Origin of the sequence: Rhizobacter terrae (assembly GCF_003852895.1) — a bacterium.
GTDB lineage: Bacteria > Pseudomonadota > Gammaproteobacteria > Burkholderiales > Burkholderiaceae_C > Albitalea > Albitalea terrae.
In genome coordinates, this window is the sequence record NZ_QUSW01000005.1 from 376,304 (window position 1) to 399,802 (window position 23,499).

Sequence of the window (23,499 nt, forward strand, 5' to 3'; positions counted from 1 at the left end):
CTATAGGTAGTGTTGAAATGCGCCCCGGTGCCCCAGATGTAGTGTCCGAGCGAACCTGGTCATCCACGTGCACTCCACCTCAAATCCACAGACTTATCAACAGCCGCTGGCTCGCCGCAAAGGGGCGACGGGCCGGCGTTTTTGCGTTGCGCTGAAGTCGCTGGATGGGTGGAACCGGGGCAGCAACCACGACACCGACCGTGTTTCCGGCTTGGGTGCCCACTGAGGCGCCCGAGTGCATTCAATAAGAGAAGGAGTCCCATGCAAACTGTCACTGCCCGTTCGTCGTCGCCCACCGCACCCGTGTCGGCTGTCGCCACGTCCGCTTCCGCGGCGTCCTCGGCCTACCAGGGTTACCAGATCATCCGCCGCAACGGTGCTGTCGTCTCTTTCGAGCCGAACAAAATCGCCGTGGCCCTGATGAAGGCCTTCCTGGCGGTTCACGGCACACAAGGGGCAGCGTCGGCGAGCGTGCGTGAGACCGTGGACGGTCTCACCGAGATGGTCGTGCGCGCGCTGCTGCGCTCGCGCCCGGGCGGCGGCACCTTCCACATCGAGGACGTGCAGGACCAGGTCGAGCTGGGCCTGATGCGCGGCGGCCACCATGAAGTGGCCCGCGCCTACGTGCTGTACCGCGAGCGCCGGTCGCAGGAGCGCCTGCGCCAGGGTGCCGCTCCGGTCGCGCCGGCCGAGTCCAGCATCTCGGTGATCGACCGCGGCCAGCGCGTGCCGCTGGACCTGAAGCGCCTGCAGACGCTCATCGAGTCCGCTTGCGAAGGCCTGGGCGCCGACGTCAAGCCCGACCCGATCATGGCCGAGACCAAGCGCAACCTGTACGACGGCGTGCCCATCGACGAAGTGCACAAGGCCGCCATCCTGGCCGCACGCACCCTGATCGAGAAGGACCCCGGCTACACCCGCGCCACCGCACGCCTGCTGCTGCACACCATCCGCAAGGAGATCGTCGGCGAGGAGCTGCTGCACTCGGACATGCAGACCCGCTACGCCGAGTACTTCCCGACCTTCATCAAGAAAGGCGTGGCCGCCGAGCTGCTCGACGAGAAGCTGCTGCAGTACGACCTCGCCAAGCTGGGTGCCGCGCTCAAGGCCGACCGCGACCTGCAGTTCGACTACCTCGGCCTGCAGACGCTGTACGACCGCTACTTCCTGCACGTGAACGACGTGCGCATCGAGATGCCGCAGGCCTTCTACATGCGCGTCGCGATGGGCCTGGCGCTGGGCGAGATCGATCGCGAAGCCCGCGCCATCGAGTTCTACGAAGTGCTGTCGACCTTCGACTTCATGTCCAGCACGCCCACGCTGTTCAACTCCGGCACGCATCGCTCGCAGCTGTCCAGCTGCTACCTCACGACCGTGGCCGATGACCTGGACGGCATCTATGAGGCGCTGAAGGAAAACGCGCTGCTGTCGAAATTCGCCGGCGGCCTGGGCAACGACTGGACCAACGTGCGCGCGCTGGGCTCGCACATCAAGGGCACGAACGGCAAGAGCCAGGGCGTGGTGCCGTTCCTCAAGGTGGTGAACGACACGGCCGTGGCGGTGAACCAGGGCGGCAAGCGCAAGGGCGCTGTCTGCGCCTACCTGGAAAGCTGGCACCTGGACATCGAAGAGTTCCTGGAGCTGCGCAAGAACACCGGCGACGACCGCCGCCGCACCCACGACATGAACACGGCGAACTGGATTCCCGACCTGTTCATGAAGCGCGTGATGGAAGGCGGCGACTGGACACTGTTCTCGCCGTCCACCTGCCCGGACCTGCACGACAAGTTCGGCCGTGCCTTCGAGGAGGCCTACACGGCGTACGAAGCCAAGGTCGACCGCGGCGAGATCAAGCTGTACAAGCGCATGCCCGCCAAGGACCTGTGGCGCAAGATGCTCTCGATGCTGTTCGAGACCGGCCACCCCTGGATCACCTTCAAGGACGCCTGCAACATCCGCAGCCCGCAGCAGCACGTGGGCGTGGTGCACTCGTCCAACCTGTGCACCGAGATCACGCTCAACACCAACGAGAGCGAGATCGCGGTGTGCAATCTGGGCTCGGTCAACCTCGTCCACCACATCAAGGATGGGCAGATCGACCAGGCCAAGCTGAAGAAGACGGTCGCCACCGCGATGCGGATGCTCGACAACGTCATCGACATCAACTACTACGCGGTCAAGAAGGCACGCGATTCCAACCTGCGCCACCGTCCGGTCGGCCTGGGCATCATGGGCTTCCAGGATGCGTTGCATGAGTTGCGCGTGCCCTACGCGTCGCAAGAGGCGGTGGAGTTCGCCGACCGTTCGATGGAAGCCGTGTGCTACCACGCGTACTGGGCGTCGACCGAGCTGTCGCAGGAACGCGGTCGCTACAGCAGCTACCGCGGTTCGCTGTGGGATCGTGGCATCCTGCCCATCGACTCGCTGAACCTGCTGGCCGAAGCCCGCGGCGGCTACGTGGACGTGGACCGCAGCATCAGCATGGACTGGGATGCCTTGCGCGCTCGCATCAAGGAGCACGGCATGCGCAACTCCAACTGCGTGGCCATCGCGCCGACGGCGACCATCTCCAACATCATCGGCGTGTCGGCGTCCATCGAGCCGAGCTTCGGCAACCTGTCGGTCAAGTCCAACCTGTCGGGCGAGTTCACGGTCATCAACGAGTACCTCGTGCGCGACCTGAAGAAGCTCAACCTCTGGGACGACGTGATGGTCATGGACCTCAAGCACTTCGACGGTTCGCTGCGCCGCATCGACCGCGTGCCCGAGGAACTCAAGCAGCTGTACGCGACCGCCTTCGAGGTGGAAACCGAGTGGCTGGTGGAAGCCGCGGCGCGCCGCCAGAAGTGGATCGACCAAGCCCAGTCGTTGAACATCTACATGGCCGGCGCCTCGGGCAAGAAGCTGGACGAGACCTACAAGCTCGCGTGGACGCGCGGCCTGAAGACGACCTATTACCTGCGCACGGTCGGCGCCACGCACGCCGAGAAGTCGACGGTGAAGGCCGGCAACCTCAACGCGGTGTCCAGTGGTTCGGGCAGCGGCGCGATGGAAGCAGCAGCCGCTGCTGCACGTGCACAGATTGCCGCAGCAACCTCGGCCAGCGCATCGGCCAGTGCGTCGGCGATGAGCGAGCCCGCGACGGACATCAAGTTCTGCGCGATCGACGATCCGACCTGCGAGGCGTGTCAGTGATGAGGTGATGAACAGCGTGCGTGATGAGCAATCGCGCACGCTGTTTGCACACACGAATGCATCGCGTGAACCCTCTCTTCATCACGATGCTTCGATGCAATAGAGCAACAACGAGCAACCGCGAAGTGCGTCCGATGTCAAGAAGTGCTTGGTGTTTGGACGCAACACTCTCATAATTCGAACGCACAGGAAATCCACCATGTTGGTTTGGGAAGAAGAAGTCAGTCCCTCGACATCGAATCATTCGAGCCCCGCGCAGACACCGTCTACGGCGCGTGCGGTTCATCCGTCCCCGCAGCTCGCTCCTGTGATGGCTGCTGAGACCACCCTCCCCATTCAGACCGCACCGCAATCCGCGAAGGTCGAGGCCACGAGTGCCCGCCGCGTGAATGCCGCCGACAAGCGCATCATCAACGGCCAGACCGACGTCAACCAGTTGGTGCCCTTCAAGTACAAGTGGGCCTGGGAAAAGTATCTCGCCACGTGCTCCAACCACTGGATGCCGCAAGAGATCAACATGTCGCGCGACATCGCGACCTGGAAGGACCCGAACGGCCTGACCGAAGACGAGCGCCGCATCGTCAAGCGCAACCTCGGCTTCTTCGTCACCGCTGATTCGCTGGCAGCCAACAACATCGTGCTGGGCACGTACCGCCACATCACGGCGCCCGAGTGCCGCCAGTTCCTGCTGCGCCAGGCCTTCGAAGAGGCGATCCACACGCACGCCTACCAGTACATCGTGGAGTCGCTGGGTCTCGACGAGAGCGAGATCTTCAATGCGTACCACGAGGTTTCGGCCATCCGCAACAAGGACGAGTTCCTGATCCCGTTCATCGACGCGATCATGGACCCCAACTTCCAGACCGGCACGCCCGAGAACGATCGCACGCTCCTGAAGAGCCTGATCGTCTTCGCCTGCCTGATGGAAGGCCTGTTCTTCTACGTCGGCTTCACGCAGATTCTGGCGCTGGGCCGCCAGAACAAGATGACCGGCGCTGCCGAGCAGTACCAATACATTCTTCGCGACGAGTCGATGCACTGCAATTTCGGCATCGACCTCATCAACCAGATCAAGCTTGAGAACCCGCACCTGTGGACGGCCGACTTCAAGGCCGAAATCAAGGCGCTGTTCCTGAAGGCCGTCGAGCTCGAGTACCGCTACGCCGAGGACACCATGCCTCGCGGCGTGCTCGGCATGAATGCCTCGATGTTCAAGGGCTACCTGCGCTACATCGCCAACCGGCGTGCGACGCAGATTGGTTTGGAAGAGCTCTTCCCGAACGAGGAAAACCCGTTCCCGTGGATGAGCGAAATGATCGACCTGAAGAAGGAGCGTAATTTCTTCGAGACCCGCGTCATCGAATACCAGTCGGGTGGCGCGCTGTCTTGGGATTGATGGTCTTCTCAAGCCGCGGGCTTCGAAGACCGATAGTGAGAGATCAAGATTCGCGGGCCGTGATGTGCTGACAAAGAAGCAGCGCACGCGGACCGCAACCTGATTCATCGTACTGGGGCGACTGCAGCCATATCGGCTGTGGCCAGATCATCAGACGGTGAATAGCCGGTGGAAGAGGGCGTGACCCGAACCTGCCGGTGCTTTTGCAACTTGATCAAGGAGAATGTAATGGCAACTGCGAAGAAAGCTGCGGCTAAGAAACCCGCCGCGAAGAAGACCGCTGCAAAGAAGGCTCCGGCCAAGAAGGCAGCAGTGAAGAAGGCTCCGGCCAAGAAGGCTGCGCCGAAGAAGGCCGCTGCCAAGAAGGCTGCGCCGAAGAAGGTTGCTGCCAAGAAGGCGCCGGCCAAGAAGGCCGCTGCCAAGAAGGCTGCGCCGAAGAAGGTTGCTGCCAAGAAGGCGCCGGCCAAGAAGGCTGCTGCCAAGAAGGCTGCACCGAAAAAGGCTGCTGCCAAGAAGGCCGCTCCCAAGAAGGCTGCTGGCAAGAAGGCCGCTGCGAAGAAGGCTCCGGCTGCACCTGCTGCCCCTGCCCCTGCTGCAAAGCCCGCGGCAGCCCCGGCAGCAAAGACGGCTCTCAGCCCTCAAGCTGCATGGCCTTTCCCGACGGGCAACAAGCCCTGATCGGAACGGTCGTGAATCGAAACCCGGCTTCGGCCGGGTTTTTTATTGGTGGATGTGAGCCCCCCAGTCGCTTCGCTCCTGCCCCCAAGGGGCGCCACCCAGCGGACCGGCGCAGCCGGATCCGCGGGCGTTGCTTGATGGGTGCTTCGCTGTGCTCGCTATCTGTTTTTTCTCGCCTATGCGGGGGCTCGCTGGGGCAGTGCACATGACTCAAGACTGGCCATGTTTGCGAGGCAGTGATGGCGCTGTCGTCCTGGACATCAGCGTCGTGCCCGGCGCGAAGCGCACGGAGCTGATTGGTCTGCATGACGGCGCGTTGCGCGTCCGTCTGGCTGCGCCGCCGGTCGATGGCAAGGCCAATGAAGCGCTCATCGCGTGGATCGCTGATGAGCTCGGTGTTCAGCGCCGCGATGTCGAGCTGATCCGCGGCATGGCATCGCGCCGAAAGCAGGTGCGCGTCGATGTGTCGCTGACCGACGCGCAAGCTTGGCTCGCGCGTCGGATGCCTGCAGCGACTTAGCCCGCGATCAGTGTGGCCGCATCCAGCTTGTGGTTCTGCGGCCCGGCGCACGCGATCTTCTGCGCGCCGATCTTGTTGCCCATGGCCACGCAACGCTCCAGCGGCCAGCCGCGCTCCAGGCCGTAGAGCAGGGCGCCCCGGAAGGCGTCGCCGCAGCCGGTGGGGTCGATCACTGCCGCAGCCTTCACGCCGGGCACATGCGTGCGTACACCTTGCTGCCACAGCTCGCAGCCTTCGGCGCCCAGCGTCACGATCACGCCCTTGAGGTGTGAGCGCGAGAGCGACTCGAGCGACTGGCCGGTGCGGTCGCACAGCATCTTGGCTTCGTAGTCGTTCACCGCCACCCACGTGGCCTGCGAGACGAAGCGCTTGAGGTCGTCACCGTCGAACATGGGCAGGCCCTGGCCCGGGTCGAAGATGAAGGGGATCTTCGCGTCGGCCAATTGCTGCGCGTGCTGGATCATCGCGTCGCGGCCGTCGGGCGCGATGATGCCGATCTTCACACCGGCATCCAGCGGCACGGGCTTGAGGTGGGCCGACTGCATCGCGCCCGGGTGGAAGGCGGTGATCTGGTTGTTGTCGGTGTCGGTGATGATGATGGCCTGCGCGGTGTAGGTGTCGTTCTTCACCAGCACGTGGTCGGTGCTTGCGCCCCAGGCCTTCAGGCGCTCGACGTACTCATGCCCATCGGAGCCGACGGCGGCCAGCACCACCGGGTCGCCGCCGAGCTGGCGCAGCGTGTAGGCGATGTTGCCCGCGCAGCCGCCGAACTCGCGCCGCAGCGTGGGCACGAGGAAGGACACGTTCAGGATGTGCACCTGCTCGGGCAGGATCTGCTGCGAGAACTTTCCGGGGAAGGTGGTGATGGTGTCGAACGCGAGGGATCCGCAGATCAATGCCGCCATGGGGCACTCCGATGAAAGTGGGTTGAATCAGGGGTAGAAGGCTTCGACCGTGTAGCCGGAGACGCGCCGGGTGCCCGCGCTCAGCAGCATCTGCAGCGGCGCTTCGCTGCCCGGTGCCATCACCGGATTGGCGATGTTGAAGTCGGCCGGGTCCAGCGCGCGGCGCGCCACGAGCTGGCCGGCCGCGTCGGTGAGCGTGAGGTCGATCGAGGGCATGACCACCGGCAGGTTGCCGCGGTTGCGCAGCACGATGGCGAGCTTGAAGGAGTCGGTGTTCGGCGCGGCGAGCGCGAAGCTGCTGCTCTCCACCGTCACATCCTCGATGCGGCGTGGTGCCTCGATGCGGCAGCGCGCAAAGGTGCACCAGGTTGCCAGTGCGGGACGCAGCGACGGCCACTGCGCCGCCATCGTGTCGTGGAAGTGGTTGGACACCTGCAGCACCAGCGCGATGGAGAAGGCGATGCCGAAGAAGCTGAGCATGATGCGCGCGAGCGGCGTGCGCCAGCGGGCTTCGCGCTCCGCATGGCGGACGAATCCGGGCGAGACCTTTTTCTTCTTGGCCGTCCGGCTGGCAGGCTTGGGCTCGTCCGGAACGACGGGCCGCCGGTGGCCGCCCTCGTCCTCGCTGAGCAGCGCCATGTTGAATTCAGCGTCTGCGAAGTCGGTGCGGAAGCGCTCGTCCACCGACTCTGCCGGCGTCTTGTTGACGTCTTCCTGCTGCGGGCGGAAGAAGCGCGAGGCAATGCGGTCTTCTTCGTCGAGGTCGGCGGCGGTCTTGGCGAAGGCGCTCTCGCGCTTGGGCGCCTTGTCGCCATCGCCCGGCTTCCACGGTGGCGGCTGTTCGCGGTCGAGGTCGAACAGACCGTGCAGTGCGTTGAACACCTCGTCGCAGCGCCCGCAGCGCACCCAGCCTTCGGAGACCTTGAGCTGGTCTTGCACGACACGAAAGATCGTGCCGCACGCGACGCAGCGGGTCGCCATGTTCTTCATGTCGCGGTGGCCTTGCGTGCGGTCATGAGGATCCAGCCGTCCTCGCTGTCGCTGACTTCAAGCTGGACCCAGGGGGCGTAGGCTTCTTTCAGCTCGTCAGCCTGGCGCTCGAGGATGCCGGCGAGCACCAGGTGTCCGCCGCCTTCCAGATGCCCGCACAGCAGCGGCGCGAGCAGCTTCAAGGGCGTGGCGAGGATGTTGGCCAGGACCAGCGGGTACTCCCCGGAAGCCGCCTCGGGCAGGCCCGCTCGCAGCTCGACGCCATTGGCTTTTGCATTCGCGATGGACGACTCGACCGCGGCTGGATCGATGTCCACCGCATCGATGTTCTTCCCGCCATGCAGCGCCGCGCCGATGGCCAGGATGCCCGAGCCGCAGCCATAGTCCAGCACGCGGCTCCACTGCGCCGACAGTGCATCGGCTTGGCGAGCGATCCAGCGCAGGCACATGCGCGTCGTGGGATGCGTGCCCGTGCCGAAGGCCAGGCCAGGATCCAGGCGGATCACCGTCTGCGCCTCGGCGGGCGTCTCGTGCCAGCTCGGCACGATCCAGAAAGTGGATGTGATGTCCACCGGCGTGAACTGCGACTGGGTCAGGCGTACCCAGTCCTGGTCCTCCACGCGGCTCATGGACTGCACGTGCACGTCGCTCGCCCAGTCCTGCGCCAGCAGCAAGGTGGCCGCCTCGGTGGCTTCCTCCTCGTTCTGGAACAGCGCGCGCAGCACCGAACGCTGCCAGCCCGGCCGAGGCGCGGGCATGCCCGGCTCGCCGAACAGGGCGCGTTCGGACGACGTGTCTGCATCGGCGTCTTCCACCGACACCGACAGCGCATCCAGCTCGAAACTCAGGGCGTCGGACACCGTTTCCACGATGTCCTCGGGCGCCAGCAGCAGCAACTCGATCATGGGACCGAAGCTTAGCGCTTGTGCTTGCCCATCCAGCCTTCGAGATAGTGAATGCTGGTGCCGCCCTCGGCGAATTTCGGGTCCACCATCAGCTCGCGGTGCAGCGGGATGTTGGTGAGGATGCCTTCCACCACCGTCTCCGACAGCGCGATGCGCATGCGCGCCAGCGCCTGCTCCCGCGTGTCGCCATGGACAATGATCTTGCCGATCATCGAGTCGTAGTTGGGCGGCACGAAGTAGTTGGTGTAGGCATGCGAATCCACCCGCACGCCGGGACCGCCGGGCGGGTGCCACATGGTGATGCGGCCGGGCGAGGGCGTGAACTTGTACGGGTCTTCGGCGTTCACGCGGCACTCGATGGCGTGGCCGCGCATCTGGATCTGCCGCTGCGCGAAGGGCAGCTTCTCGCCGGCGGCCACGCGGATCTGCATCTGCACGATGTCGATGCCCGTGACCAGCTCCGTCACCGGATGCTCCACCTGCACGCGGGTGTTCATCTCGATGAAGTAGAACTCGCCGTTCTCGTACAGGAACTCGAAGGTGCCCGCGCCCCGGTAGCCGATGCGCTTGCACGCAGCCGAGCAGCGCTCGCCGATCTTCTCGATGATGCGGCGCGAGATGCCCGGCGCCGGCGCTTCCTCGATGATCTTCTGGTGGCGCCGCTGCATGGAGCAGTCGCGCTCGCCCAACCACACCGCGTTCTTGTGCGTGTCGGCCAGCACCTGGATCTCAATGTGCCTGGGGTTCTCCAGGAACTTCTCCATGTACACGGCCGGGTTGCCGAAGGCGGCGCCCGCTTCGGCCCGCGTGGTCTGAACCGCGTGGATCAGGGCAGCCTCGGTGTGCACCACGCGCATGCCGCGCCCGCCGCCGCCGCCCGCTGCCTTGATGATCACCGGGTAGCCGACCGCGCGGGCGGTCTTGATGATTTCCTTCGGGTCTTCCGGCAGCGCGCCTTCGGAGCCCGGCACGCAGGGCACGCCGGACTTGATCATGGCCTGCTTGGCCGCGACCTTGTCGCCCATGGTGCGGATGGCATCGGGCGTCGGGCCGATGAAGGTGAAGCCCGAACGCTCCACACGCTCGGCGAAGTCGGCGTTCTCCGACAGGAAGCCGTAGCCGGGGTGGATGGCTTCCGCGTCGGTCACCTCGGCCGTGGCGATGATCGCCGGCATGTTGAGGTAGCTCTGAGCGGACGGTGCCGGGCCGATGCACACCGCCTCGTCGGCCAGCTTCACGTACTTGGCGTCGCGGTCGGCTTCGGAATACACCACCACCGACTTCACGCCCAGCTCGCGGCAGGCGCGCTGGATGCGAAGTGCGATTTCGCCTCGATTGGCGATCAGAATCTTCTTGAACATCGAGCGGCTCTCACTCGATGATGAACAGCGGCTGTCCGAATTCGACAGCCTGTCCGTTCTCGACCAGGATGCGCGTGACCTTGCCCGTCTTGTCGGCCTCGATCTCGTTCATGATCTTCATCGCTTCGATGATGCAGATCGGCTCGCCTTCCTTGATCTCGCTGCCCACTTCAACGAACGACTTGGCACCGGGGCTGGACGAGCGGTAGAAGGTGCCCACCATCGGCGACTTGACCGCATGGCCGGCAGGTGCAGCCTCTGCAGCGGGGGCAGGTGCGGCTGCGGCCGCTTGCGCAGCCTGGGCCGCCGTCTGGACGGGAGTGGGCTGGGCAGCCATGGTCATCGCCGGGATGTGCATCGGCTGCGCTGCCACGGCGGCAGGATCGGACTTGACGATGCGCACCTTGCCGTCGGCTTCGGTGATTTCGAGTTCGGAGATGTTCGACTCTGACACGAGGTCGATCAGCGTCTTCAGCTTGCGAAGGTCCATGGGGGCTCCAACTTTATAAGTCTTGAGCGGCAGCGGTCTGTGCCGGCCGCAAGGGGTCAGCGCCTTGGCCGGGCCTTATGGGCTGGGCCGGGAGAGCGCGTAGTCGAGCGCCAGCCGGTAGCCGGCCGCGCCCAGTCCGCAGATCACGCCGATGGCGAGATCTGAGAAATACGAGTGATGACGGAAGGGTTCGCGCTTGTGCACATTGGACAGGTGCACCTCGACGAACGGGATCGCGACGCCCGCCAGCGCGTCACGCAGGCCGACGCTCGTGTGCGTGTAGGCGGCCGGGTTGATGATGATGAAGGTGGTGCCATCGCCTTGCGCCGCCTGGACGCGGTCGATCAGGGCGCCTTCGTGGTTGCTCTGGAAGCTGTCCAGCTTGGCGCCGGCTTTTTTGGCCAACGCACTCAGTTCTGCGTTGATCTGGTCCAAAGTCACCGACCCATAGACACCCGGCTCGCGAGTGCCGAGCAGGTTCAGGTTGGGACCGTGGATGACGAGAATCTGCATGAAGCGCGTGGGCGCCGGCTGGTTTCCGAGCCGGCGGATTCTGAAACCGGGCGAACTTTACGCGCTTTGGGCCCAGTTGCCAGCGATTTACCGGAAATTAAATGGCTTGACATCCTGCAACCAGCTGTTCAAGCGCGGACGGGGCCAGATGCCCCGGATCAGGCCTTGGCGGCGAAGTCGGCCAGGTCGCGGTCGCTGATGGATCCCAGTTTCCGGGCCACGATCTTGCCCGATCCGTTGAACACGACCGTGAAGGGCAAGGCGCCGTTGACGTTGCCCAGCGTCCGGCTGAGTTCGGCGCCTTCCATGCCAGCCAGGCCGATCGGAAAGCCCATCGGCCGCTGGGCCAGGAATTCCCGCACCGGGCTCGGCCCGTCCACGGCCAGGCCGAGCACCTGCCAGCCTGCTGCCTTGCGGGCGGCCTGGAACTGGTCGAGCAGCGGCATTTCCTTGATGCAGGGCGGGCACCAGGTCGCCCAGAAGTTGACCAGGAGCGGCTTTCCCCTGAGGCTGGCCATGGCCAGGCTGCCGCCGCCGGGCTGTTCGAAGCTGAGGTCCCAGAAACCGGGGGCGTCGGGTGCCGAGCGGTACAGGGCCACGCCCGCGCCGGCCGCGACGGCCGCCACGCCCATGCCGGCTCCCAGGAGGTGTCTGCGGTTCATGGCTGTTGCATCAGCTGGCGAAGGGCGGCCAGGTCGCCCCGCAGCGGCCGGCCGCGGGCGTCGGGCTTGAGCGCGCCGCGCAGGTCGTCGTGGTCCAGCACGGTGAGGTGGACGGTGACCAGTTCGCCCAGTGCCTGGCTGGGGGAGGCGACGGTCAGCACGTCCACCAGCTCGCCGCGCGGCCCGGGCGCACTGCCGACGTCGTAGTCGGCGCCCTTGTCGATCAATGCGAGTTCGGCGGACTTGGAGTCGTCGCAATACAGCTGGATGTGCACCGCTGACAGCCGAGTGGCCGTGCCGCGCCACACGGCGCCCGTCAGGTGGGGGCGGAACTCCGCCAGCCGCTGCATCCACATCACTGCCGCCTCGCGCAGGGCCTGGAGTTCGGCCGGCTGGGTGTCGGCGCAGAAGAGGTCGATGTAGGTGCGGACCTCATCCTCCACTTCCTCATTGCTGGGCAGTTCGACGCCGCGCGTGCTGTGCTTGCCCAGCAGCTTGGCCGCGCGCTTCTTGGCCGGGCCGTATTCCATGCCTTCGTCCACCACGAGCTTGGCGGCCATGGCGGCGATTTCGGCGCAGAGGGTGGAGGTCATTCGCTGGATTCTAGGAGCCGGGCTCCGGACGCGCTCAGGGCAACTCCACCGCCCCCATGCGCGCCATGACCGTGCCGGCGCGGCCCACCACGTAGGCGGAATCGGGCTTCTTCTCGAAGCGCTTGGGGGCAGGCAGCATCACCGCCAGCCGTGCGGCCTGGGAGGGGCCCAGCTGCGCCGCAGCCACGTGGAAGTAGTGCCGCGAGGCGGCGTCGGCGCCGAACACGCCCTCGCCCCATTCCACGTTGTTCAGGTAGATCTCCAGGATTCGTTGCTTGTCCAGCAGTGCTTCCAGCATGAATGTGATGAGGAACTCCTGACCCTTTCGGGCGATGTTGCGCTCGCTGCCGAGGAACAGGTTCTTGGCGAGCTGCTGCGTGATGGTCGAGCCGCCGACGATCTTGGCCTGCACGTGCGGCACGGGTTTCGGCGGCTTGGGCGACGGTGGCGGCGTAGCAGGCACGCTTGCGGCTTTCTTCTTTCCGGCCCGTGCCGCTTCCCGGGCCGCCTCGCGCGCGGCCAGCTGTGCGGCGCGCTTCTCGTTCTCGGCATTGATCTTGGCCACGCGCGCTTCGGCGGCCTGGTTCTTCTCCCAGGCCTTTTCCAGCGCATCCCATTCCACGCCGCTGTGGTCGAAGAAGTTGGCATCTTCGGAGGCAATGACCGCGCGCTTGAGATTGCCGGAAATCTGCGCGTTGTCGACCCAGTGCTGGCTCCACAGGATCTGGTGCTTTTCCGTCATCAGGCGCACGACTTCCGAGCGCTGGAAGGTGGTGGACTGCGGATCGACCACGATCATCAGCGCCACGCGGGCCAGGAAGTACAGCTGCAGGGCGACGAATGACAACACCACCAGGACCGCGATGCGCCAGAGCTGCTTGAGCATGCCGCGACTCCAGCGCCCGTCAGGCCTTGGCGGCCAGGCGCTCGCGCAAGGCAGCGAGCACCGCGGCGGTGGCCGGACGCACACCGCGCCAGAAGAGGAAAGCCTCGGCTGCCTGTTCCACCAGCATGCCCAGGCCGTCGCGGCCGATGGCACCATGCGATGCCGCCCAGTCGAGGAAGCCGCGGGCGGGCGGGCCGTACATCATGTCCAGGGCCAGGGTGCCTTCGCGCAGAACCTGCGCGCCCACCGGAATGCCTGCCCCCGACAGGCTGGCGGCGGTGCCGTTGACCACGACGTCGTAGGACGAACCCGCCTGATCGAGGGATGCTGCACGCAGCGCGGTGCCTTGCAGCGTGGCCGCGGCGCGATGCCGCTCGACCAGCGCCTGCGCCTTGTCGACGCTGCGGTTGGCCACCACGACCTCGACGGAGCCCGCCCGGATCAACGGCCCCAGCACGCCGGCGGACGCGCCGCCTGCGCCGATCAGCAGCACCTTCTTGCCACGCAAGGCCACGCCGGCGTTGCGCTCGATGTCGCTCACCAGGCCAGCGCCATCGGTGTTGTCGGCCATCCAGCCCTGCGCATCGAAGCGCAACACGTTCGCCGCCTGTGCGAGGGCGGCGCGGTCGGTGTGGTGCGGCGCCAGTTTGAACGCGTCGAACTTGAAGGGCACGGTCACGTTGCAGCCGCGTCCGCCTTCCCCGGCGAAGCGGCGGATCGTGGCCTCGAAGCCGTCCAGCGGCGCGAGCAGCCGGCCGTATTCCACCGGCTCGCCCGTCGCCTTGGCGAACAGGGCATGGATGAAAGGCGATTGCGAATGTTCGACCGGATTGCCGGCCACGACGTAGCGGTCCATCGAAAGATCAGCGTCCCAGCAGGGTGGTGGTCAGGCCACCTTCGCCGGCAAAGGTGAAGCGCGAGGTGATCTCGAGCTGGTCGGCCTCGCGTTTCATCGAGCCGGTGAAAGCGCCGAAGGGTGCGGCCGCCTTGACGATGGCCAGCGCCCGCTTGTCCAGCAGCTTGGACTTGGACGGCACCACCACCTCAGCATCCACAACGCGGCCCAGCGAGTCGACGGTGAGCACCAGCGTGAGCTCGCCATACAGCTTCTTGCCCTGCGACTCGGGGAAGTTTCGCGTGCCACGCTCCTCGATCTTGCGACGCAGCCGGTCGTAGTACATCGCATAGGCCGCTTCCTTCGTGGCCGGGCTGATGTAGCGCTTCTTGGGCCGCGAGTTCTCCTCGTTGATCTTCTTCTCGATCTCGGCCGTCTGCATCAGCAACTGCCGGCGCTGCTCGGCCTGCTCGCGGCCCTCGGCGGTCTTGGCTTCCTTCTTGGGATCGGGCGCGGGCAGGGCCTCCAGCTGCTGGCGCAGGCGGGCGAGCAACTGCCGCTGCTCTTCCTGCAGCTCCTCGATCTGCTTGTTCGACATCTCGATGCTGTCGCCCACCTCCAGCGTGGGCGAGGGCGGCAGCGGCGAGGTCGCACGGCCCACGTCCACGTTGCCGCCGCCGGCCAGGCTCGCCTGCGCGATGGCCTGGGCCTGCGTCGGCGTCTCCTTGGAGCGTGCATTGACGAGGATCACCTCGAGCGGCGAGTCCTGGAAGATGCGCTCAAAGGCCTGTGGGTTGCTGCGCTGGATGATCAGCAGCGAGCCATGGAACACCAACGACACGAGCAGTGCGATTTGCAGGGTCGAGAGTTTGCGCAGCATGGTGGTGTGAGTGTGCTCCGGTCAGGCGGCGGTGGCGGCAGCCGCCGCCGGCTCTTCGTCGCCGTCCTTCACGTCGATGGCCAGGGTGAGCGGACCGGCGCTCTCGGCGGCCTCCTCGGCGTCCGATTCGTCGGTGCTTTCCTGGACGAGGGACGCGTCATCCAGGCGGGCGACGACGTTGGCGTGGACATCCAGCGTGAGGAGGTCGGTGCCCGTGACACGCACGCGCACACGGGTGCCGCGCGGCATGCCGTCGGCGCCCAGCGCGCGGAACACCAGCGGCAGCTCGTCGGCGCGCACGAGTCCATCCTTCATCACCGAGGCGTCCAGTTCGGCGATGCCGTTTTGCGCCAGGTACTTCAGCGTCCAGTAGCGCTCGATGCACGACTGGTAGCTGTTGTAGGCGGTGTACGCGGCGTCGAAGCCGGAGATGATGGAGAACAGCGCCGCATCCTTGGGCTTGAAGGGCGCAGCCAGCGCGGCGGTGCGGCCGTGGCGGGCGCAGGCGATGATCTGCCACTGGTTCACGAGGTCGGTGTAGCGCCGCAGCGGCGAAGTCGCCCAGGTGTACTGCGCCACGCCCATGCCGGCATGCGGTGCGGGCTTCACGCCCATGCGCACCTTCACCCCCGGGGCCAGGCTGGCCTGGCTGCGGTAGATGCCGGGCACGCCGCACTCGGCGATCCAGCCGCCCCAAGTGCTGTTGGCGAGGATCATCGCCTCGGCCACGATCAGGTCCAGTGGTGCGCCTCGGCGGCGCGTGCTGATCACCACCGTCTCGTCGCCCTTGGGCTCGTGGCCATCGTTGCCGACGAGCCGGAAGTTGTAGTCGGGCCGGTTGAAGGTCTCGGGCTTGCCGCGGGCGACTTCACGTTGCGCCTTCAGGTGGTTGGCCAGGCGGAAGGCAAAGGCAAGCTCAGGTGCGAACCGGTAGTTGGCCGACGCCTTGCCCGTCAGCGATTCCTCGGTGATGACCTCGTCGAGCTGGTCGTGCCGCAGGTTGGACACGATGCTCACGCGCTCCAGCTTCGTCTCGCTGGACTTCACCTCCAGCGTGCCCTCGTCGTACGTGACGTACAGCGAGACGGCCGGGCAGTCGCGCCCTTCGGTCAGCGTGTAGGCCTGCACCACGTCGTCGGGCAGCATGGTGAGCTTGTAGCCCGGCATGTAGACGGTGGACAGGCGGTCGCGCGCCACCTTGTCCACGCTGCCCTCGGGCGCGATGGCCAGCCCTGGCGCCGCGATGTGGACGCCGAACACCACTGTGCCCGAGCCCAGGCCTTGCACCGACAGCGCGTCGTCGATCTCGGTGGTTTGCGAATCGTCGATGGAGAAGGCCTGCGCGGCCGACAGCGGAAGCGCTTCCTTGATGGGCGGCGCCGACAGGGCCGGGAAGTTCGTGCCCTTGGGGAAGTTCTCGAACAGGAAACGCTTCCAGTGGAACTGGTAGGGCGAGTCGATGGCGCCTGCTTGCGTCAGCAGGTCCAGCGGCGCCTTCTGCGACCGCTTCGATGCCTCCACCACCGATTTGTATTCCGGCGCGTTCTTGTCAGGCTTGAAGAGGATCTTGTAGAGCTGCTCGCGCACCGGCTGCGGGCACTGACCGTTGACCAGCTCGCCAGCCCAGGCGTCGATCTGCGCGGCGATCTGCTTCTTGCGCTCGATGCCCAGCAGCGCGGCCTTGACGATCTCCTCCGGCGCCTTCTTGAAGTTGCCCTTGCCCAGGCGGCGGAAGTAGTGCGGCGCCTCGAACAGGCGGAAGAGGGCTGCGGCTTGCTGGATGTTGCTCGCGTTGGCGTCGAAATAGTCGCGCGCCAGGTCGGCGAAGCCGAATTCCTGCTCGGGCGCGAATTCCCAGGCGAGGTCCAGGTCGATCTCCTGCGACACCGCCTGCGCCGAGGCGACGAGCTCTGCCGGCTGCGGCTTTTCGAAGCGCAGCAGCACGTTGGCGGACTTGACCTTCACGCGCTTGCCCGAGTCGAGTTCGACTTGCACCGAACTCTCGGCCTCGGACATCACGCGGCCGGCGAGAAACTTCCCGCCGTCTTCAAACAATGCGTACATCTGGCGGATTGTCGCGCATGCCGGCGCCAGCCCTGTGACCGGCGGTGATCGCTGGATCTTGACCTGCCGGCATGTCCCGGGCAACCTGACGCTCCTCGCAGGAGCGGTCGTCGAAGGCATGCCAGGCAATCACCAATCAGGACAGAAGAACCACGAACCCGGGGTGCCGACAGCAGACACCGTCTGGATGACGGGGCTCAGCGGCGCCGGCAAATCCACGCTCGCCGATGTGCTGGCGCGCATGCTGAGGCGCGAAGGCCGTCCGTGCATCGTGCTGGACGGCGACGCGGTGCGCGAAGGGCTCAGCCGGGGCCTTGGCTTCTCCGATGCGGACCGGCTGGAAAACATGCGCCGCGTGGCCGAGGTGGCGCGCCTGGCGAACGACTCGGGCGTGATCGCCATCGTTGCGCTGATCTCGCCGCTCGAAGAGGGCCGCCGGCTGGCACGCCGCATCGTGGGCACGCAGCGCTTCATCGAGGTCCACGTGAGCACGCCCATCGAGATCTGTGCGCGGCGCGACCCCAAGGGCCTGTACGCTGGCGCGCATGCGGGCAAGGTGACTGCCTTCACCGGCGTGTCGTCGGCCTACGAGGTTCCGGCCAGCCCGGACCTGCGCGTCGATACATCGGTGCTCAGCGCGCAGGAATGCGCAATGCAGATGCGCGAACGCCTTCAACCCTGGCTGGGCTGAAGGCGTTCCTTCACTCCCCGCACAGGGGAGTGACATGCCGTCAGAAGTGGATGCCGCGCATCATCTGCTGCAGGGCGATGGCCTCCGGCGACAGCGTGGGCTTCGCGTTCTTGTCGCCCTTGGCCGCGGCGCTGTCTGGGAACATGCGGAAGCTGGTGTTCATCACGATCTGCGCCACGCGCGGCAGCAGGGCGTGCAGCAGCTCGCCCGAGATGCCCAGGCGGGTGGCGATGCGCACCGGCTTTTCCACGCAGGCGGTGGCGATCATGTCGGCCGCTTCCTCCGGCGACAGCGTGGGCACGTTGTTGTAGATCTTGGTGGGCGCGATCATCGGCGTGCGCACCAGCGGCATGTTGATGGTGGTGAAGGTGATGCCCTGGTCGGCGTACTCGCTGGAGGCGCAGCGCGTCCAGGCGTCCAGCGCCGCCTTGGAGGCGACGTAGGCCGAGAAGCGCGGCGCGTTGGTCAGCACGCCGATGGAGCTGATGTTGACGATGTGCCCCTTGCGCTTTTCCACCATGCCAGGCAGCAGGCCCATGGTCACTCGCAGGCAGCCGAAGTAGTTCAGCTGCATGGTGCGTTCGTAGTCGTGGAAGCGGTCGTAGCTGGACTCGATGGCGCGGCGGATGGAACGGCCGGCGTTGTTGATGAGGAAGTCCACGCCGCCGTAGTTCTCGGTCAGCCAGTCCACCAGGCCCTTGCAACTGGCCTCATCGGCGATGTCGGACGAGTAGGTGACGACCGTGGCCGCCTTGCCCGCCTTCTCGACGATTTCCTTCTTTGCCTCTTCCAGCTTGGCCTCGTCGCGGGCGCAGATGATGGTGATGGCGCCGGCTTCAGCGAACTTGATGGCTGCCGCCAGGCCGATGCCCGAGGAGCCGCCCGTCACCAGCACCACCTTGCCCTGCACCGCGCCGCGCAGGGTGCGGTCGATGAAGAGCGCCGGGTCCAGGTGGCGCTCCCAGTAGTCCCAGATCACCCAGGCGTAGTCCTTCAGGTTGGGGCAGGTGATGCCCGAACCCTTGAGCGCGGCCTCGGTGTCGCGGCAGTCGAAGCGGGTGGGGTAATTGACGAAGGTGAAGATGTCCTCGGGCAGGCCCAGGTCCTTCATCACGGCGCTGCGCACGCGGCGCACCGGCGCGATCGCCATCAGGCCCTTCTTCACGCTCTTGGGCACGAAGCCCAGCAGCGCCGCGTTGATGAACAGGTTCATCTTCGGCGCATGCGCGGCCTTGCTGAAGATGTCCAGCACGTCGCCCACGCGGTAGCCCTGCGGGTCCACCAGGTGGTAGCACTTCTTGTTCAGGTCGGTCTTGAGGTGGCTGATGTGGTCCAGCGCCGCCACCACGAAATCCACCGGCACGATGTTCACGCGCCCGCCTTCCAGGCCCACGCTGGGCATCCACGGCGGCAGGATCTGCCGCATGCGCTGGATGAGCTTGAAGAAGTAGTACGGACCGTCGATCTTGTCCATCTCGCCGGTCTTGGAGTCGCCGCAGACCATGGCGGGGCGGTATACCGTCCAGGGCACCTTGGACTCCTTGCGCACGATCTTCTCGCTCTCGTGCTTGGTCATGAAGTACGGGTGGTCCAGGCCCTCGGCCTCCTCGAACATGTCTTCGCGGAACACGCCTTCGTACAGGCCCGCGGCGGCAATGCTGCTGACGTGGTGAAGGTGGCCGGCGTCGATGGCCTTGGCGAACTCGACCACGTTGCGCGTACCCTCGATGTTCACCTGCACCTGCGACTCTTCGTCGGCCGCAAGGTCATACACCGCGGCCAAGTGGTAGACATGGTCGATCTGTCCCTTGAGCTGCTTGATGTCGTCCGCCGCCACGCCCAGCTTCTTGGTGGTGAGGTCGCCGAACACCGGGCAGGCGCGCTGCTTGGACACACCCCAGAAGGCCAGCAGGTCGGCCACCTTGCCCTCGCTCTCGGGGCGCAGCAGGAAGTACACCGTCGAGCCGCGGCGCTCCAGCAAGGTCTTGACGAGTCGTTTGCCGATGAAACCGGTGGCTCCGGTGACGAAATACTGCATGCGTTCTCCTCCTTGGTGGCGTGCGGGCCGGGGTGCGGGATGCTGGCGATTCTTGCGCGAAGCCTCGGGCCTTCGACTTCGTCGTTTACCCCAAGCAGCGCGTGGGTCGCGAGGTTAGCGCAGGACCGGTTCCAAAGGGCACTGCCGTGGCTCGCATGCTGCACCCCATAGAGACGGCTCACTAGAGATACCGCAGCCCCTGGCGGGTGGCCGGGCCTATAGTCGCCCCACCGCGCCGGTCCCGACTCCTGGGACGAACAACCAAGGCGCGCCACAGACACAGACCCAACCGCAGCGACTTTCACAGAGGAACCAACATGGTCAAGAAGCTCAAGCAAATGGCGGACAAGAAGGCCGCGTCTCCCGCCAGCCTGTTCGACAGCGCGCTGGCCGGCACCATCAAGGACTCGGCCCAGCAGATCTGGCTGGCGGGCCTGGGCGCTTTCTCCAAGGCGCAGGAAGAAGGCGGCAAGGTCTTCGAGGCGCTCGTGAAGGAAGGCACCTCGCTGCAGCGCAAGACGCAGGCGGTGGCCGAAGAGAAGATCGGCGAAGTCACCAGCCGCATGAGCAACATGGCCGGCGACGTCTCCGCCAAGGCCGGCCAGCAGTGGGACAAGCTCGAATCCATCTTCGAGGAGCGCACCTCCAAGGCGCTGAACAAGCTGGGCGTGCCCTCGTCCAAGGACGTGGAGGCGCTGATCGCCCGCATCGACGAGCTGAGCGCACAAGTGGCCAAGCTGTCCAAGGGTTCGCCGGCCGCCAAGGCGCCTCGTGCTGCCAAGACGGCTGCCGCCAAGCCGGCGGCCAACGGCGCGGCCAAGCCCGTCGCCAAGCGCGCCGCGGCGCGCAAGTCGGCCTGATCCGGCATCGCGATGCATGCAACAAAGGGGCGCTTCGGCGCCCCTTTGTTCATTCGAAACCGCGATATCCCGCCATGGGGCGAAAGGGTTTTCCTCAGCCTGTTTTAGAGGGCGGCTCCAAGGGCCTCGCGGCATCGCACACCTAGACTGTGCCGCATGCCCCGTTCCTCGAAGAAACCTCGCATCGCCCTGGCCCTGGCCGGCGGCGGCCCCCTGGGTGCGATCTATGAAATCGGCGCGCTGTGCGCCCTGGACGAGTCCCTGGATGGACTCAGCCTCAACGACCTCGATGCCTACGTCGGCGTCTCCGCCGGCGGCTTCATCGCCGCGGGCCTGGCCAACGGCCTGAGCCCGCGCGACATCTGCGCCTCTTTCATCGAGAACGTCGGCGCCCCGCACGACATCTTCAAGCCCTCGGTGCTGATCCGCCCGGCCTGGGGCGAGATCGCCAAGCGCCTGGCCGCGCTGCCGATGCTCGCAGGACAGGCGTCGTATCGATACTTTTTTTCGCGCCGCTCGCTGTCCTCGGCCTTCGAGCGCCTGGGTCGCGCGCTGCCGGCGGGCTTCTTCTCGAACGCCGCCATCGACGCGCAGCTGCGCCGGCAGTTCTCCGCGCCTGGCCGCACCAATGACTTTCGTCACCTCAAGCGCAAGCTGGTGCTGGTCGCGACCGACCTGGACAGCGGCGACCCCGCGCCCTTCGGCCAGCCGGGCTACGACCACGTGCCCATCTCCAAGGCGGTGCAGGCCAGCGCCGCGCTGCCGGGCCTGTTCCCGCCGGTGGAGATCGATGGCCGCTACTACGTCGACGGCGCGCTGAAGAAGACGCTGCACGCCTCCGTGCTGCTGGAAGAGGACGTCGACCTGCTGCTGTGCCTGAACCCGCTGGTCCCCTTCAACTCCACGCAGGCGCCGCAGCACCGCGTACTCTCCAGCGGCGAAGAGCGCATCCCCAAGCTGGTGGACGGCGGCCTTCCGGTGGTGCTGTCGCAGACCTTCCGCACCATGATCCATTCGCGGCTGGAGTTGGGCATGAAGGCCTACGAGCGCAACCACCCGGACACCACCATCGTGCTGTTCGAGCCCGACCAGCGCGACCCGGAAATGTTCCTGGCCAACACCTTCAGCTACTCGCAGCGCCGGGCCCTGGCCGAGCATGCCTACCAGCAGACTCGGCAGATGCTGCGATCGCGGCGCAGCGTGCTGTCGGCGCAGCTCGCGCCCCATGGCGTGAGCATCAATGACGATGTCCTTGACGATCGTCAACGCACCCTCGTGAGCCGGCGCGCTCCTCGCACGCGCAGCGCCTGGGCTTTGCAGCGACTCGAAGGCGTCCTGAACGACCTGGAGCACGCCCTGCCTCGTTGAATTATTGGCAAGTGTCGCGGGATTGATGGCCCGGAAGATGCATCACGCGATACATTTGCCGCCAACGTTGTGTGATGGGAAACGGCGTGTCCGCATCGATCCGATTTGGCCACTGTGAATTGCAGCCGCATGAACGGCGTCTGCTGATCCATGGCGAACCCGCCGTGCTCGGCGCCCGGGCCTTCGATGTGCTGCTGGCCCTGGCCCAGCGTGCCGGCGAACTGGTGGCCAAGAACGAGCTGATGGACATCGTCTGGCCCGACGTGGTCGTCGAGGAAAACAACCTCCAGGTCCAGATTTCCACACTGCGCAAGCTGCTCGGCCCCGAGGCCATTGCCACCATCCCGGGGCGCGGGTACCGCTTCACGGTACGCATCCAGGAAGAGGCGCCGCCCACGGTCGAAGCCACCGCCGGCGCACGTCCGTCCATCGCGGTGCTGCCATTCGCCAACCTGAGCGGGGACAGCGAGCAGGAGTACTTCGCCGACGGCCTGGCCGAGGACATCATTGCGAGCCTGGCGCGTTCGAGCTGGCTGTTCGTTATCGCGCGCAACTCGTCGTTCACCTACCGCCAGAGCAACCTGTCCTTCGGCGCCATCTGCCGCGAGCTGGGCGTGCGCTACCTGGTGGCCGGCAGCGTCCGTCGTGCGGGCGACAAACTCCGCGTGTCGGCCGAACTGGTGGACGGTGCCCGCGGCGAGACCGCCTGGGCCGACCGCTTCGACCGGTCGCTGACCGACCTCTTCTCGGTGCAGGACGAGATTTCCTCCACCATCGCCGGCACCATCGAGCCGGTGTTCCTGCGCCGCGAGGAAACGCGCGCCGTCAACCATGAGGCCCGCGACATCCAGCACTGGGACCTGCTGATGCGTGCGCGCTGGAATTTCTGGCGGTCCACCGCGCCCAACAACCTGGAAGCGCGCCGCTTGCTGGAGCAGGCGCTGAAGATCAAGCCGAATGATTCGGCCAGCCTGGCGCTGCTGTCGTTCACCTACATGGCCGATGCCTGGCGAGGGCGCTCGGACGACCCCGAGAAGCTCATCCGCCACGCCAACTACTACGCCATGGAGGCGGTGCGCAACGACGACCACGACAGCTATGCCCACTTCACGCTAGGCACAGCGCTGTCGTGCATCAACAAGCTGGAAGCCGCCATGGCCGAGCAGCGGCGCGCACTCGACCTGTACCCCAACTTCGCCGCTGCCGCCGGCGAACTGGGCCGGCTGCTGGCCTTCTCCGCGCGTGCGGACGAGGCCATGGTGGAGCTGCAGCGCGCCATCCAGTGCAGCCCGAGCGATCCGCACCTGAGCCTGTGGATGCGTTCGCAGGCCTTGGCCTGCTTCGTCTGCGGCGAGTACGAGCAGGCGGTGAATCACGCGATGGAGGCCGTGGCCAAACGGCCCGACTGGTTCTTCAACTATTACCTGCTCGCCGCCTGCCAGGCCGCGGCAGGCCACCTCGAACGGGCCCGTGAAGCCATGGAAGAAGGCCGGCGCACCATGCCGGTCTACAACATGCTGACTCTCAAGATCGGCCACCCGTTCGCAGACCCGGCGCATCTCGACAAGTTCGTGAACGCGCTTCGCATCGCCGGCTGGGAGGGCTGACCACGTTCCACACGCTTGCCGGAGCGTTCTTCCGGCGTTATCAAACCTTCAAGGGGGCATAG

General features: G+C 66.0%; 21 protein-coding genes. 8 read left to right on the forward strand and 13 right to left on the reverse strand.

What is annotated here, in order from left to right:
• The first annotated feature begins 261 nt into the window (after positions 1–261).
• From DZC73_RS19295 to DZC73_RS19310, 4 genes are all read left to right on the forward strand, one after another.
• Entirely contained in the window at positions 262–3,195 is a 2,934-nt protein-coding gene (locus DZC73_RS19295) for a ribonucleoside-diphosphate reductase subunit alpha (protein WP_124541993.1), read from the forward strand.
• Positions 3,196–3,394: 199 nt separating this feature from the next.
• Complete coding sequence (locus DZC73_RS19300) at positions 3,395–4,591, forward strand: ribonucleotide-diphosphate reductase subunit beta (protein ID WP_124541994.1); 1,197 nt, start codon at positions 3,395–3,397, stop codon at positions 4,589–4,591.
• A gap of 228 nt (positions 4,592–4,819) precedes the next feature.
• Complete coding sequence (locus tag DZC73_RS19305) at positions 4,820–5,269, forward strand: histone H1-like DNA-binding protein (RefSeq protein WP_124542176.1); 450 nt, start codon at positions 4,820–4,822, stop codon at positions 5,267–5,269.
• Positions 5,270–5,474: 205 nt separating this feature from the next.
• Positions 5,475–5,789 (forward strand): DUF167 domain-containing protein, encoded by a 315-nt coding sequence (locus DZC73_RS19310; protein ID WP_124541995.1) that lies wholly within the window; start codon positions 5,475–5,477, stop codon positions 5,787–5,789.
• On the opposite strand, the gene DZC73_RS19315 is transcribed toward DZC73_RS19310, so the two are convergent.
• The 12 genes from DZC73_RS19315 to DZC73_RS19370 all read right to left on the reverse strand — a co-directional run bounded on the left by DZC73_RS19315 (position 5,786) and on the right by DZC73_RS19370 (position 16,873).
• Positions 5,786–6,694, reverse strand: coding sequence for a carbohydrate kinase family protein (locus tag DZC73_RS19315; RefSeq protein WP_124541996.1), 909 nt, complete (start codon positions 6,692–6,694; stop codon positions 5,786–5,788). The two genes, DZC73_RS19310 and DZC73_RS19315, sit on opposite strands and share 4 nt — an antisense overlap.
• A 27-nt stretch (positions 6,695–6,721) precedes the next feature.
• Positions 6,722–7,684, reverse strand: a complete 963-nt coding sequence (locus DZC73_RS30310) for a zinc-ribbon and DUF3426 domain-containing protein (protein WP_235835199.1) — start codon at positions 7,682–7,684, stop codon at positions 6,722–6,724.
• The gene (gene prmA / locus DZC73_RS19325; protein ID WP_124541997.1) at positions 7,681–8,589 is read right to left on the reverse strand and encodes a 50S ribosomal protein L11 methyltransferase; all 909 of its coding nucleotides are present in this window, start codon (positions 8,587–8,589) and stop codon (positions 7,681–7,683) included. Before prmA ends, DZC73_RS30310 begins: the two co-directional genes overlap by 4 nt.
• Positions 8,590–8,600: 11 nt before the next feature.
• Entirely contained in the window at positions 8,601–9,950 is a 1,350-nt protein-coding gene (gene accC, locus DZC73_RS19330; protein WP_124541998.1) for an acetyl-CoA carboxylase biotin carboxylase subunit, read from the reverse strand.
• Positions 9,951–9,960: 10 nt separating this feature from the next.
• Positions 9,961–10,440: an acetyl-CoA carboxylase biotin carboxyl carrier protein gene (gene accB, locus DZC73_RS19335; RefSeq protein WP_124541999.1), complete on the reverse strand. Its 480-nt coding sequence runs from the start codon at positions 10,438–10,440 to the stop codon at positions 9,961–9,963.
• A gap of 75 nt (positions 10,441–10,515) precedes the next feature.
• Entirely contained in the window at positions 10,516–10,953 is a 438-nt protein-coding gene (gene aroQ / locus DZC73_RS19340) for a type II 3-dehydroquinate dehydratase (RefSeq protein ID WP_124542000.1), read from the reverse strand.
• 158 nt (positions 10,954–11,111) lie between these two features.
• Positions 11,112–11,615: a TlpA family protein disulfide reductase gene (locus DZC73_RS19345; protein ID WP_124542001.1), complete on the reverse strand. Its 504-nt coding sequence runs from the start codon at positions 11,613–11,615 to the stop codon at positions 11,112–11,114.
• Positions 11,612–12,208 carry a hypothetical protein gene (locus DZC73_RS19350; RefSeq protein WP_124542002.1) on the reverse strand — a complete coding sequence of 199 codons (597 nt, stop codon included), beginning with the start codon at positions 12,206–12,208 and terminating at the stop codon, positions 11,612–11,614. Before DZC73_RS19350 ends, DZC73_RS19345 begins: the two co-directional genes overlap by 4 nt.
• A 34-nt stretch (positions 12,209–12,242) precedes the next feature.
• Positions 12,243–13,094 carry a transglycosylase domain-containing protein gene (locus DZC73_RS19355; protein WP_124542003.1) on the reverse strand — a complete coding sequence of 284 codons (852 nt, stop codon included), beginning with the start codon at positions 13,092–13,094 and terminating at the stop codon, positions 12,243–12,245.
• A 19-nt stretch (positions 13,095–13,113) separates the two neighbouring features.
• Positions 13,114–13,950: a shikimate dehydrogenase gene (gene aroE, locus DZC73_RS19360; protein ID WP_124542004.1), complete on the reverse strand. Its 837-nt coding sequence runs from the start codon at positions 13,948–13,950 to the stop codon at positions 13,114–13,116.
• A 7-nt stretch (positions 13,951–13,957) separates the two neighbouring features.
• Positions 13,958–14,809, reverse strand: coding sequence for an energy transducer TonB (locus DZC73_RS19365; protein WP_124542005.1), 852 nt, complete (start codon positions 14,807–14,809; stop codon positions 13,958–13,960).
• Positions 14,810–14,830: 21 nt separating this feature from the next.
• Positions 14,831–16,873, reverse strand: coding sequence for an RNB domain-containing ribonuclease (locus DZC73_RS19370; RefSeq protein WP_124542006.1), 2,043 nt, complete (start codon positions 16,871–16,873; stop codon positions 14,831–14,833).
• Between the two features lie 163 nt (positions 16,874–17,036).
• Here DZC73_RS19370 and cysC point away from each other — a divergent pair, with 163 nt between their 5' ends.
• Positions 17,037–17,564: an adenylyl-sulfate kinase gene (cysC, locus tag DZC73_RS19375; RefSeq protein WP_198414896.1), complete on the forward strand. Its 528-nt coding sequence runs from the start codon at positions 17,037–17,039 to the stop codon at positions 17,562–17,564.
• A 40-nt stretch (positions 17,565–17,604) separates the two neighbouring features.
• Here the strand turns inward: cysC and DZC73_RS19380 are convergent, their stop codons facing one another.
• Positions 17,605–19,602 carry an SDR family oxidoreductase gene (locus DZC73_RS19380; protein ID WP_124542008.1) on the reverse strand — a complete coding sequence of 666 codons (1,998 nt, stop codon included), beginning with the start codon at positions 19,600–19,602 and terminating at the stop codon, positions 17,605–17,607.
• Between the two features lie 317 nt (positions 19,603–19,919).
• On the opposite strand from DZC73_RS19380, the gene DZC73_RS19385 reads away from it, so the two are divergent.
• From DZC73_RS19385 to DZC73_RS19395, 3 genes are all read left to right on the forward strand, one after another.
• A complete protein-coding gene (locus tag DZC73_RS19385) occupies positions 19,920–20,462 on the forward strand; it encodes a phasin family protein (RefSeq protein WP_124542009.1) in 543 nt (180 codons plus the stop codon).
• A 156-nt stretch (positions 20,463–20,618) separates the two neighbouring features.
• Positions 20,619–21,830, forward strand: coding sequence for a patatin-like phospholipase family protein (locus DZC73_RS19390; RefSeq protein ID WP_124542010.1), 1,212 nt, complete (start codon positions 20,619–20,621; stop codon positions 21,828–21,830).
• Positions 21,831–21,916: 86 nt separating this feature from the next.
• Entirely contained in the window at positions 21,917–23,437 is a 1,521-nt protein-coding gene (locus tag DZC73_RS19395; protein ID WP_235835200.1) for a winged helix-turn-helix domain-containing tetratricopeptide repeat protein, read from the forward strand.
• Positions 23,438–23,499 lie beyond the last annotated feature (62 nt).

Coding starts and splice junctions, on each gene's coding strand:
- DZC73_RS19295 (WP_124541993.1), top strand. CDS start 262: ATGCAAACTGTCACTGCCCGTTCGTCGTCGCCCACCGCACCCGTGTCG.
- DZC73_RS19300 (WP_124541994.1), top strand. CDS start 3,395: ATGTTGGTTTGGGAAGAAGAAGTCAGTCCCTCGACATCGAATCATTCG.
- DZC73_RS19305 (WP_124542176.1), top strand. CDS start 4,820: ATGGCAACTGCGAAGAAAGCTGCGGCTAAGAAACCCGCCGCGAAGAAG.
- DZC73_RS19310 (WP_124541995.1), top strand. CDS start 5,475: ATGACTCAAGACTGGCCATGTTTGCGAGGCAGTGATGGCGCTGTCGTC.
- DZC73_RS19315 (WP_124541996.1), bottom strand. CDS start 6,694: ATGGCGGCATTGATCTGCGGATCCCTCGCGTTCGACACCATCACCACC.
- DZC73_RS30310 (WP_235835199.1), bottom strand. CDS start 7,684: ATGAAGAACATGGCGACCCGCTGCGTCGCGTGCGGCACGATCTTTCGT.
- prmA (WP_124541997.1), bottom strand. CDS start 8,589: ATGATCGAGTTGCTGCTGCTGGCGCCCGAGGACATCGTGGAAACGGTG.
- accC (WP_124541998.1), bottom strand. CDS start 9,950: ATGTTCAAGAAGATTCTGATCGCCAATCGAGGCGAAATCGCACTTCGC.
- accB (WP_124541999.1), bottom strand. CDS start 10,440: ATGGACCTTCGCAAGCTGAAGACGCTGATCGACCTCGTGTCAGAGTCG.
- aroQ (WP_124542000.1), bottom strand. CDS start 10,953: ATGCAGATTCTCGTCATCCACGGTCCCAACCTGAACCTGCTCGGCACT.
- DZC73_RS19345 (WP_124542001.1), bottom strand. CDS start 11,615: ATGAACCGCAGACACCTCCTGGGAGCCGGCATGGGCGTGGCGGCCGTC.
- DZC73_RS19350 (WP_124542002.1), bottom strand. CDS start 12,208: ATGACCTCCACCCTCTGCGCCGAAATCGCCGCCATGGCCGCCAAGCTC.
- DZC73_RS19355 (WP_124542003.1), bottom strand. CDS start 13,094: ATGCTCAAGCAGCTCTGGCGCATCGCGGTCCTGGTGGTGTTGTCATTC.
- aroE (WP_124542004.1), bottom strand. CDS start 13,950: ATGGACCGCTACGTCGTGGCCGGCAATCCGGTCGAACATTCGCAATCG.
- DZC73_RS19365 (WP_124542005.1), bottom strand. CDS start 14,809: ATGCTGCGCAAACTCTCGACCCTGCAAATCGCACTGCTCGTGTCGTTG.
- DZC73_RS19370 (WP_124542006.1), bottom strand. CDS start 16,873: ATGTACGCATTGTTTGAAGACGGCGGGAAGTTTCTCGCCGGCCGCGTG.
- DZC73_RS19380 (WP_124542008.1), bottom strand. CDS start 19,602: ATGCAGTATTTCGTCACCGGAGCCACCGGTTTCATCGGCAAACGACTC.
- DZC73_RS19385 (WP_124542009.1), top strand. CDS start 19,920: ATGGTCAAGAAGCTCAAGCAAATGGCGGACAAGAAGGCCGCGTCTCCC.
- DZC73_RS19390 (WP_124542010.1), top strand. CDS start 20,619: ATGCCCCGTTCCTCGAAGAAACCTCGCATCGCCCTGGCCCTGGCCGGC.